This window comes from Dokdonella sp. (assembly GCF_036518555.1).
GTDB lineage: Bacteria > Pseudomonadota > Gammaproteobacteria > Xanthomonadales > Rhodanobacteraceae > Dokdonella_A.
In genome coordinates this window covers 24,981-35,696 of sequence record NZ_DATDMY010000183.1, presented here as the reverse complement: position 1 = coordinate 35,696, position 10,716 = coordinate 24,981, and the positions used below count along the sequence as shown (strand labels likewise).

Here is a 10,716-nt window from a genome sequence, read left to right as displayed (position 1 = left end):
GGACACCATGGAAATCACCGCTACCCTGGTCAAGGACCTGCGCGAGCGCACCGGCGCCGGCATGATGGAGTGCAAGAAGGCACTCACCGAGAACAAGGGCGACATCGACGCCGCGGCCGAGTGGCTGCGCAAGCAGGGCCTTGCCAAGGCCGACAAGAAGGCCAGCCGCGTCGCCGCCGAAGGTCGCATCGCGATGGCGCAGGACGGCAGCAAGGCCGTGCTCGTCGAGATCAACTCCGAGACCGACTTCGTCGCCAAGGACGAGAACTTCCTCTCCTTCGCCGACGCGGTCGCGAAGGCGGCACTCGCCTCCGGGGCGAAGGACGCCGAGGCGCTCAAGGCAGTGAAGCTGCCGAGCGGCGAGACGGTCGAGGAAGCCCGCGCCGCGGTCATCGCGAAGGTCGGCGAGAACGTGCAGGTGCGTCGTCTCATCGCGGCGAGCGGTGCGAACAATGTCGCCGCCTATGTGCACGGCGGTCGCATCGGCGTGCTCGTCGAGGTGAAGGGCGGCGACGCCGAGTTCGCGCGCGGCGTCGCGATGCACGTCGCGGCCATGAACCCGCCTTACAACAAGGCGGCGGACGTGCCGGCCGACTTCCTCGCGAAGGAGAAGGAGATCGAACTCGCGAAGATGAGCGAGAAGGACAAGGCCAAGCCGGCCGAAATCCTCGAGAAGATCATCGGCGGCAAGGTCGCCAAGATCGTCAACGAAGTCACGCTCTACGGCCAGCCGTACGTGCTGAACACCGACCAGACGGTCGAAGCCGCGGCGAAGGCGGCCGGGGCGGACGTCGTCGGCTTCCAGCGCATCGCGGTCGGCGAAGGCATCGAGAAGGTGGTCGAGGACTACGCAGCCGAAGTCGCCAAGGCGATGCAGGTCTGAGATTGCGTAGAGCGCGTTGATCGATGGAAGAAAGGCCGCGGATTCCGCGGCCTTTTTTCTTGGCCGATCTGCGGCGACGCGGGGACCCGGCGTTCGCCTGAACGACGACGGGGAAGCTCCCGCTTCGGCGTCTTGCCGCTTCACCGCCCCCCCCCCTTGAGCGGGCAAAAAACGCTCGCGCGAACTTCGCGCGAGCGAGCTGGCTCAATCGGCCGAGCCGCGGTCGTGGCTGTCCGCGCCACGAGGGGGATGCGCACCGATCGCATGGCGGATGCCCGCGACCGGCAACCTCCACGCGTAGCGGATCGCGAGCACGCGCAGCACGAAGCACAGCAGCGCGCCCGCGCACATGACGACGGCCGCCGGCAGGCCGAACCGATCGCCGACGACGACCACCGCCGCGCCTGCGAGCGCGGCGACCGCGTAAAGCTCGGCTCGCAGCACCAGCGGCACCTCCGACAACAGTACGTCGCGCGCGATGCCGCCGCCGATGCCGGACAGCATGCCGAGCAGGGCGGCCATCACGGGATCGAGGCCATGGGCGAGCGCCTTGTTCGCCCCGACCACGGCGAACAGCGCAAGCCCCGCGGCGTCGAACAGGCGCACGGGATTGCTCAAGCGCTCGATCGAAGGCGCCCAGCGGAACGTGACGAGGCCCGCCAGCACCGAGGTGCCGAGATATCGCCAGTCACTGATCGATGCCGGCGGCACGGCGCCGATGAGCACGTCGCGGGCGATGCCGCCCGAATTGGCCGCGACGAACGAAAGCACGAGCACGCCGAACAGGTCGAGGCGACGCCGTACGCCCGCGGTCGCGCCGCTCAGGGCGAACACGAACGTCCCGGCGAGGTCGAGCGACAACACGAGCAACGGCAGGTTCACGCGCGCACCTCGACGCGATGCATCCGCGCGCACTCTAGCGCGCCGGCGGGCGCGGCGCGCTCCATGCGGTCCGAAATAACGTGATGCGCGCGGGTCATGCCGCTACAATGCCGGCGTTTTGCCCGCCGGAATCGCCCATGCCTGCCGACATCAAGTTCAAGCGCATCCTCCTCAAGCTGTCCGGCGAAGCGCTCATGGGCGAAGCCGACTACGGCATCGATCCGCAGGTGCTGCGCCGGCTCGCGCGCGAGATCATCGAGGTGCAACGCGCGGGCGTGCAGGTCGGCGTCGTCATCGGCGGCGGCAACATCTTCCGCGGTGCGGGCCTCGCCGCAGCGGGCATGGACCGCGTCACCGGCGACCACCTGGGCATGCTCGCGACCGTCATGAACGCGCTCGCGATGCAGGATGCGATCGAAAAAGCCGGCGGCTACGCGCGCACGATGTCGGCGATCAAGATCAACGAAGTGTGCGAGGACTTCATCCGCCGCCGCGCGATCCGCCACCTCGAGAAGGGGCGCATCACGATCTTCGCGGCCGGTACCGGCAACCCGTTCTTCACCACCGATTCCGCCGCTGCGCTGCGCGCGATCGAGATCGGTGCCGACCTGTTGCTCAAGGCGACCAAGGTGGACGGCGTCTACAGCGCCGATCCGGCGAAGGATCCTTCGGCGACGCGCTACGAACGCCTCTCCTACGAGGACGTCATCCAGCGCAACCTGCAGGTGATGGACACGAGCGCGATCGCGCTCTGCCGCGACCACCGCATCCCGCTGCGCATCTACGACATGTCGCGCGAGGGGGACCTCATGCGCATCATGCGCGGCGAGCCGATCGGGACGCTCGTCGGCGGACGCTGAGCCGACCCCCGACCCACCCTCGGTTCGGCGCCCGATCCGGTCGCCGCGGCGCAAACCCAGCTTTCGGCACGCAACCCGCCTGCCGCCCCGGCGCATCGTGTCGATGAGGGCGCACGTCGCCTTCGCCGCCCGAACGGACCCGGACATCCCCTGTTCCACGGGCCAGCCACGGACCGGCCTGCCTGCGGCAGATCGAGGAGCAAGCCATGAAGACCCTGACCGCCATCGTCGTCGCGACGATCGCCACGGGCGCGTGCCACAGCGCCCTCGCCGGCAGCACCCAACTCCCGCTCGAAGCGATCACCGTGCAGTCGCAGCAGGTCGACTGCACGCCGCCGTCGTCGTCGCCGGCGTGTTCCGAGCTGCATGCGCAGATCCGCCTGCATTTCAGTCCGCGCGAGATCGGCATGCTGTTCGGGGCGCGCACGTCGTACCCGGAAGCATCGACGACCTACGAACGCGTCAACCTGCGCTACGTCGCGCTCGTGCGCGAGATCGCGGCGAACGTCCGCGGCGCCGACGCGGTCGCCGCCCGCTGAAGTCCTGCGGGTCCCGTCGCGCGTCGCGGCGGGATCCGCCTCCGCCAGTGGCGAGCTTCGCGCGCCGCCGATCGCGGCGCGCGCTTTCGCCTCACCGCGCCGCGGCCGATGGTGCGCCGCCGCGCCGCGCACGGGACGGGCCCGCGCCGCCCGCTGCTATACTCGCCGGCCACTCGCAACGGAAACGGTGGTCGCGCCATGCTCGACAAGATCAAGAAGGACGCGCAGACACGCATGCAGAAGAGCGTGGACGCGCTCAAGCACGAACTGCAGCGCCTGCGCACGGGTCGTGCCAGCACCGCGCTCATCGAGCCGCTCAAGGTGTCCTACTACGGCACGGATACGCCGATCACCCAGGTCGCCAACGTCGCGATCGCCGACGCACGCTCGATCACGATCACGCCGTTCGAGAAGAACATGGTCGGCGCGGTCGAGAAGGCGATCCTCGCCTCGGACCTCGGCCTCACCCCGACCACGGTCGGCCAGGTCATCCGCATCAACCTGCCGCCGCTCACCGAGGAGCGCCGCAAGGATCTGTCCAAGCACGTCGCGCACGAGGGCGAGAACGCGAAGGTGGCGGTCCGCAACGTTCGCCGCGACGCCTTGCACCAGGCCAAGGAACTCCTCAAGGACAAGAAGATCAGCGAGGACGACGAGCGCCGCGCCGAGGAAGAGATCCAGAAGTACACCGACAAGTACGTCAAGGACGTCGACGCGGTGGTCAAGGCCAAGGAAGAGGAACTGATGGCGATGTAGTCGACGGCGTCGCGCACGGCGCGACGATCGCCCCGAACGACCGCCAGGAGGAAGCCGGGCGACGGCGTGGCGCCGTGGACGTGCCCATCGGTGCCGCGAACGACTCGCGGTCGAGCACTGCAGCAGCCCGCGGCGCAAGCCGCGCCTACAATGTGACGCATGGATTCCGATTCCCGACCGCGCCTTCCGCGCCACATCGCGATCGTCATGGACGGCAACGGCCGCTGGGCCGAACGTCGCCATCGACCGCGCAGCTTCGGCCATCGAGAGGGCCAGAAGGCCGTGCGTGCCGCGGTCGAATACTGCCGGCGCAAGGGAATCGAGGCGCTCACGCTGTTCGCGTTCTCGAGCGAGAACTGGAAGCGCCCCGACGAGGAGGTCGGCGCGCTGATGCAGCTGTTCCTCGATGCGCTCGACCGCGAAGTCGACGAGCTGGACCGCAACGGCGTCCACGTCAACTTCATCGGCGACCTCGGCGCATTCGCGTCCGCGCTGTCCGCGCGCATGCACGACGCAATGCGGCGTACGGCGGCGAACACCGCGCTGAGCCTCAACGTCGCGGTCAACTACGGCGGCCGCTGGGACATCGTGCAGGCCGCGCGAACGCTCGCGCTGGCGGCGGCGCGCAACGAACTCGACCCGGCCGCGATCGACGAGGCGCTGTTCGCGCGCCACGTCTGCCTCGACGGACAGCCCCCCGTGGACCTGTTCATCCGCACCGGCGGGGAAGTGCGCGTGAGCAATTTCCTGCTCTGGCAGATCGCCTACGCCGAGCTCTATTTCACGGACGCGCTCTGGCCCGACGTCGACGCCGACGTGCTCGACGCGGCGCTCGCCGAATTCGCGCAGCGGGAGCGGCGCTACGGCCTCACCTCCGCGCAGATGCGCGCGGCGAGCTGAGGCCGGCATGCTCAAGCAACGCACGCTGACCGCTCTCGTGCTCGCCCCCCTCGCGGTCGCGATGATCCTGCTGCTGCCGACCGCCGGGTTCGCGCTCGTGATCGCGGCGATTTCGCTGCAGGCGATGTGGGAGTGGACGAGCCTCGCCGGTGTGTCCTCGACCGCGGCGCGCATCGCATTCGTCGCCTTCAATGCCGGGCTGCTCGGCCTGCTCTGGTTCTTGCGCACGACGCCGCTCGCGGCATGCGCGATCGGCGCCGGGGTCGCCTGGTGGCTGGTGTGCCTGCTCTGGTTGCGGCACTTTTCCTACGCGGCGGCGCCGACGCGCGAGAATGCCCTGCTCAAGCTGCTCGCGGCGGAAGTCGCCGTGCTGCCGGCCTGGCTCGCCTTCGTCCAGCTCCACGGCAGCACCGATCACGGCCACTATTGGGCGCTGCTCGTCATCATCCTGGTCTGGGCCGCCGACACGGGCGCCTATTTCGCCGGCAAGACCTGGGGCACGACCAAGCTCGCGCCACGGATCAGCCCGAACAAGACGCGCGCGGGCGCATACGGAGCGCTCGCACTGGGCGGCGGCGTCGCGCTCGCCGGCGGCTGGCTGCTCGGCGAACGCGGCGCGATGCTGCTCGCGCTGCTCGCGCTCGCGCTGCTGACCGTGCTCGCGTCGATCCTCGGCGACCTCATCGAGAGCCTGCTCAAGCGCCAGGCCAACGTGAAGGATTCGGGCACGCTGTTCCCCGGCCATGGCGGCCTGCTCGACCGCGTCGACAGCGTGTTTTCGGCCGTGCCGGTGTTCGTCGCCGGCAAGGCCGTGCTCGACCTGCTGCTCGCCCGATGAAGACACTCGCGGTGCTCGGCGCGACCGGCTCGATCGGTGCGAGCGCGCTCGACGTCGTCGCGCGCCATCCCGACAAGTACCGTGTCGGCGTCCTCGCCGCCCACCGGAGCGTCGACGCGCTGGCGGACCTGTGCGAGCGGTTCCGGCCGGAGCTGGCGGTGATCGCCGACCCCGCCTGCGCCCCGGCCCTGAGCGAGCGCCTGCGCGGCCGCGGCATCGCGTGCCGCGTCGAAGGCGGGCCGGCCGCGCTCGTCGCGGCGGCCGCGGGCGATCGCTGCGATACCGTGGTCGCCGCGATCGTCGGCGCCGCCGGCCTGGAGTCGACGCTCGCCGCGGCGCGCGCCGGCAAGCGCCTGCTGCTCGCGAACAAGGAAGCGGTCGTGATGGCCGGGCCCTTGCTCGCGACCGCGCTGGACGAGGGCGGCGGCACGCTGCTCCCGCTCGATTCCGAGCACAACGCGGTATTCCAGTGCCTGCCGCACGAACACGGCGACCTCGACGCGATCGGCGTCAGGCGCATCCTGCTCACCGCGTCGGGCGGTCCGTTTCGCGGCCGCAGCGCGGCCGAGCTTGCGGCGATCACCCCGGCGCAGGCGTGCGCGCACCCGAACTGGCGCATGGGTCGCAAGATCTCGGTCGATTCGGCGACCCTCATGAACAAGGGCCTCGAGGTCATCGAGGCGCACCACCTGTTCCGCGCGCCGGCCGAGCGCATCGACGTCGTCGTACATCCGCAAAGCATCATCCACTCGCTGGTCGAGTACGCCGACGGTTCCCTGCTTGCCCAGCTCGGCAATCCCGACATGCGCACCGCGATCGCCTATGCGCTCGCATGGCCGCAGCGCATCGACGCCGGCGTCGCCGCACTCGACCTCGTGAAGACCGCACGGCTGGATTTCGAGGCGCCCGATCTGACGACGTTCCGCTGCCTTGCGCTCGCCTACGAGGCGCTCGCCGCTGGCGGCACGGCGACGATCGTGCTCAATGCGGCGAACGAGGAGGCCGTCGCCGCGTTCCTCGATGGACGGCTGCCGTTCCTCGCGATCGCCGAGACGATCGAGCGCTGCCTTGCCGGCGCCTCGGGCGAGGCCCCGGCCGACCTGGCGGCGATCCTTGACGCCGATTTAACTGCGCGCAGGCAGGCCCAACGTATGATCGCCGCCCTGTCCGCCTGATCCCACGCATGCCCATGAGCCATATCCTCGGTCCGGTCTGGTGGCTGATCGTCACCCTCGGCCTGCTGATCACGTTCCACGAATACGGCCACTTCGTCGTCGCGCGCCGCCTCGGCGTCAAGGTGCTGAAGTTCTCGGTCGGCTTCGGCCCGGCGCTGTGGTCGCGATTCGACCGCCACGGCACGCAGTTCGTGATCGCGGCGATCCCGCTCGGCGGCTACGTGAAGATGCTCGACACGCGCGAGGTCGAGGGCACGGTCGGCCCGACCGGCCTCGCCGGGGCGTTCGATCGCAAATCCGTCGGGGCGCGCATGGCGATCACGGCGGCCGGTCCCGTGTTCAACCTCGCCTTCACGATCGCCGCGTTGTGGTTCGTCTTCATGATCGGCAAGCCGGACCTGCAGCCGCTGATCGGCAGCGTCGACCACGTCGCGGCCAGCTCGGGCTTCCAGGTCGGCGAGCGCATCACCGCGGTCGGCGGTCGCACGGTCGACACGTGGTCGAACGCGATCGGCGCGCTCGCAGGCGCCGGCCTGGACCGGCGCGACGTCGTCGTCGACGTCGTCGACGCGCAGGGCACCGCGCACCAGCGCACGCTCGCGCTGTCGAAGCTGCCGGCGGACGTCGACGAACGCCGCCTGCCGGTCGAGATCGGCCTGGCACCGCCGCGGCAGCCGATTCCGCCGGTGATCGGCGACGTTTCCGCGGACGGCGCCGCAGCGAAGGCGGGGCTCGCCCCGGGCGACCGCATCGTGTCGATCGCGGGCGACCCGATCAAGGACTGGCGCGACGTATCCGATGCGATCCAGAAGCATGCCGCAGCCGACCGTCCGCTGGAGGTGTCGGTCGAGCGGGATGGGCGCGTGCAGGCGTTCGCGGTCATGCCCAAACAGGGCGAACCGGACCCCGGCGCGGCCGACGCCAAGCCGCGCTGGCTGATAGGCGTCGGCGTGAAGCCGGTCGAGCTCCTCTACGACGCGACGCTGCGCTACGGCCCGCTCGCCGCGCTCGGCAAGGCGTTTTCCGAGACCTGGAACCAGACGCGCGATACCCTAGGCCTGCTCGGCCGCATGGTCACCGGACAGGCGTCGGTGAAGAACCTCGGCGGGGTGATCTCGATCGCCCAGGCCGCGGACAGCTCGGCCCAGGGCGGCCTCGTCTGGTTCCTGACCTTCCTCGCCGCGATCTCGCTCAGCCTGGCCATCCTCAACCTGCTGCCGATCCCGATCTTGGACGGCGGCGGCCTGCTGTATTACCTTATCGAATCCATAAAGGGCAGCCCGCTCAGCGACCGCGTGCAGATCGCCGGCCAGTACGTCGGACTGGTCCTGCTCGTCGGCCTGATGGGCCTGGCGTTGTACAACGACATCCTGCGGAACGTGTCCTGACCCGCGGGCCTGCCCCATAACGAAACCATGGCCGCGGCTGCGCCCGTCGCGGGCCCGACGATGCCCTGACGGAAGTGACGATGAAGCGTACAGCCGCCCTGCTCCTGCTTGCCTTTTTCGCCGCGAACGCCTCGGCGTTCGACACCTTCACGATTTCCGACATCCGCATCGACGGCCTGTCGCGCATCGCCCCCGGCACGGTGTTCACGTACCTGCCGGTCGAGAAGGGCGACGCGCTGACGCCCGAGCGCGCGAACCAGGCGATCCGCGCGCTGTACAAGACCGGCTTCTTCAACGACGTGCAGCTGTCGCGACAGGGCGACATCCTCGTCGTGACCGTGAAGGAGCGGCCGCAGATCACCAAGATCGCGATCCGCGGCAACAAGGACATCCAGGAAGCCGACCTGCTCAAGGGCCTGAAGGGCATCGGCCTCGCCGAGGGCGAGGCGTTCGACCCGCTCAAGCTCGCCGAGGTGCAGGACGAGCTGACCCGCCAGTACTACAACCGCGGCAAGTACAACGTCTCGGTCAAGACCTCCAAGGTCAACCTCGACCGCAACCGCGTCGAGGTCGCGATCAACGTGGCCGAAGGCAAGGCCGCGAAGATCAAGCACCTCAATGTGGTGGGCAATACCGTCTTCACCGACAAGCAGATCGAGGACGAGTTCGAGTCGAACACGTCGAACTGGACGTCGTGGTACACGAAGGACGACCAGTATTCGCGCGAGAAGCTTTCGGGCGACCTCGAGAAGCTGCAGTCGTACTACATGGACCGCGGCTACGCCGACTTCAGCGTCGAGTCGACCCAGGTCAGCATCAGCCCCGACAAGCGCAAGATGTACGTCAGCGCCAACATCAAGGAAGGCGAGGTGTACGCGGTCAGCGACATCAAGCTGACGGGCGCGCTGATCCTCAAGGAAGAGGACCTGCGCAGGATGCTGCAGATCAAGGCGGGCGAGGTGTTTTCGCGCGCGAAGGTCGAGCGCTCCGTCGACGCGATCGTCTCCGCGCTGTCGAACATCGGCTACGCGTTCGCGGACGTGCAGCCGATCCCGACCATCGACAAGGACAAGCGCGAGGTCAGCCTCAACTTCTTCATCAACCCGGGCAAGCGCGTCTACGTGCGCCAGGTCGTGTTCAAGGGCAACCAGCACACCGAGGACGAGGTGATGCGGCGCGAGATGCGCCAGCTCGAGGGCTCGTGGTATTCGCAGGCGGCGATCGACCGCTCGAAGATCCGCCTGCAGCGCCTCGGCTTCTTCAGCAAGGTCGAGATCGACACGCCCAAGGTGCCGGGCACGGACGACCAGGTCGACGTGACGGTCGCGGTCGAGGAACAGAATTCCGGCCAGTTCACCTTCGGCCTCGGTTACTCGCAGGTGCAGGGCCTGATCGCCAGCATCGGCGTCACCCAGAACAACTTCTTCGGTACCGGCGACCGCATCTCGGTCAACGCGCAGAAGAGCAACTTCATCGAGCGCTACCAGCTGTCCTACTTCGAGCCGTACCTCACGGACGAAGGCATCGGCATCGGCTACGACATCCAGCACACGAAGCTCGATGCGAGCGAGAACAACCTCGCGAGCTACCTGACCAGTACCGACGCGTTCGACATCTATCTCGGCATCCCGATCAGCGAATCCGACTCGATCAATGCGCAGATGGGCCTCAGCAAGACCGGCGTCGACACGCTGGCGTTCTACACGCCCCAGGCGATCATCGACTACATCGACAACCTCGGCCACCGCACGTTCCACACCTGGAACATGCAATGGTCGTGGGCGCACGATACGCGCAACCGTTTCTGGAACCCGACCCGCGGCTCGCTCCAGTCGGTGTCCCTCGAAATGACCCTGCCCGGCTCGACCGTGCAGTACTACAAGGTCAACTACCGCTTCGCGCAGTACCTGCGCATGACCGACAACCTGACCTTCTTCGGCCACTTCGGCGTCGGCTACGGCGATACCTACAAGGACCCGAAGAGCGTGCTGTCGCCGGATCATCCGCGTTATCGCGCCGACATCTCGGGCCTGCCGTTCTTCGAGAATTTCTACGCCGGTGGCGTGACGGACGTGCGCGGTTTCCGCGACAACACGCTCGGCCCGTTCGCCGTGCTGAGTCCGGAGACCTGCCCGCCGACGGACAAGAACTGCCGCCTGCCGCTCGGTGGCGCGCTCAAGTTCGTCGCTTCGGCGGAAATCATCTTCCCGACCCCGTTCGTGAAGGAGAATAGCGACGCGACGCGCCTGTCCGCGTTCATCGACGTCGGCAACGTGTTCCAGAACAAGTTGTGCGCGCTGCCGGAATGCCGCGTCTACAAGAGCTGGAGCGCCGACCAGCTGCGCGCTTCGGCGGGTCTCTCGTTCACCTGGCGCGCACCGGTCGGCCCGATCGTCATCAACATCGCCCGCCCGATCCGCAAGAAGCCCGGCGACGACACCGAGACGATCCAGTTCACCTTCGGCAACACGTTCTAGGGATCGCACGGACGCCGT

The 10,716-nt window shown here is 68.4% G+C and carries 10 protein-coding genes; 9 read left to right on the top strand and 1 reads right to left on the bottom strand.

What is annotated here, in order from left to right; genetic code table 11:
- The first annotated feature begins 7 nt into the window (after positions 1–7).
- Complete coding sequence (tsf, locus tag VI238_RS10605) at positions 8–883, top strand: translation elongation factor Ts (protein ID WP_331651108.1); 876 nt, start codon at positions 8–10, stop codon at positions 881–883.
- Positions 884–1,087: 204 nt separating this feature from the next.
- Here tsf and VI238_RS10600 read toward each other — a convergent pair whose 3' ends face one another.
- The gene (locus VI238_RS10600) at positions 1,088–1,759 is read right to left on the bottom strand and encodes a trimeric intracellular cation channel family protein (RefSeq protein WP_331651107.1); all 672 of its coding nucleotides are present in this window, start codon (positions 1,757–1,759) and stop codon (positions 1,088–1,090) included.
- Between the two features lie 143 nt (positions 1,760–1,902).
- Here VI238_RS10600 and pyrH point away from each other — a divergent pair, with 143 nt between their 5' ends.
- The 8 genes from pyrH (at position 1,903) to bamA (ending at position 10,698) form a co-directional block, all read left to right on the top strand.
- Complete coding sequence (gene pyrH / locus VI238_RS10595) at positions 1,903–2,625, top strand: UMP kinase (RefSeq protein WP_331651103.1); 723 nt, start codon at positions 1,903–1,905, stop codon at positions 2,623–2,625.
- A gap of 206 nt (positions 2,626–2,831) precedes the next feature.
- Entirely contained in the window at positions 2,832–3,164 is a 333-nt protein-coding gene (locus VI238_RS10590; RefSeq protein ID WP_331651101.1) for a hypothetical protein, read from the top strand.
- A gap of 198 nt (positions 3,165–3,362) precedes the next feature.
- Positions 3,363–3,920: a ribosome recycling factor gene (gene frr / locus VI238_RS10585; protein WP_331651099.1), complete on the top strand. Its 558-nt coding sequence runs from the start codon at positions 3,363–3,365 to the stop codon at positions 3,918–3,920.
- A 159-nt stretch (positions 3,921–4,079) separates the two neighbouring features.
- On the top strand, positions 4,080–4,820 hold the full coding sequence (uppS, locus tag VI238_RS10580) for a polyprenyl diphosphate synthase (RefSeq protein ID WP_331651097.1): 741 nt from the start codon (positions 4,080–4,082) through the stop codon (positions 4,818–4,820).
- Between the two features lie 7 nt (positions 4,821–4,827).
- Positions 4,828–5,658 (top strand): phosphatidate cytidylyltransferase, encoded by an 831-nt coding sequence (locus VI238_RS10575; RefSeq protein ID WP_331651095.1) that lies wholly within the window; start codon positions 4,828–4,830, stop codon positions 5,656–5,658.
- Positions 5,655–6,833 (top strand): 1-deoxy-D-xylulose-5-phosphate reductoisomerase, encoded by a 1,179-nt coding sequence (locus VI238_RS10570; protein ID WP_331651093.1) that lies wholly within the window; start codon positions 5,655–5,657, stop codon positions 6,831–6,833. Before VI238_RS10575 ends, VI238_RS10570 begins: the two co-directional genes overlap by 4 nt.
- A 14-nt stretch (positions 6,834–6,847) precedes the next feature.
- Positions 6,848–8,221 (top strand): RIP metalloprotease RseP, encoded by a 1,374-nt coding sequence (gene rseP / locus VI238_RS10565; protein ID WP_331651091.1) that lies wholly within the window; start codon positions 6,848–6,850, stop codon positions 8,219–8,221.
- 80 nt (positions 8,222–8,301) lie between these two features.
- Positions 8,302–10,698 (top strand): outer membrane protein assembly factor BamA, encoded by a 2,397-nt coding sequence (gene bamA, locus VI238_RS10560; RefSeq protein ID WP_331651089.1) that lies wholly within the window; start codon positions 8,302–8,304, stop codon positions 10,696–10,698.
- The last annotated feature ends 18 nt before the right edge of the window (positions 10,699–10,716 follow it).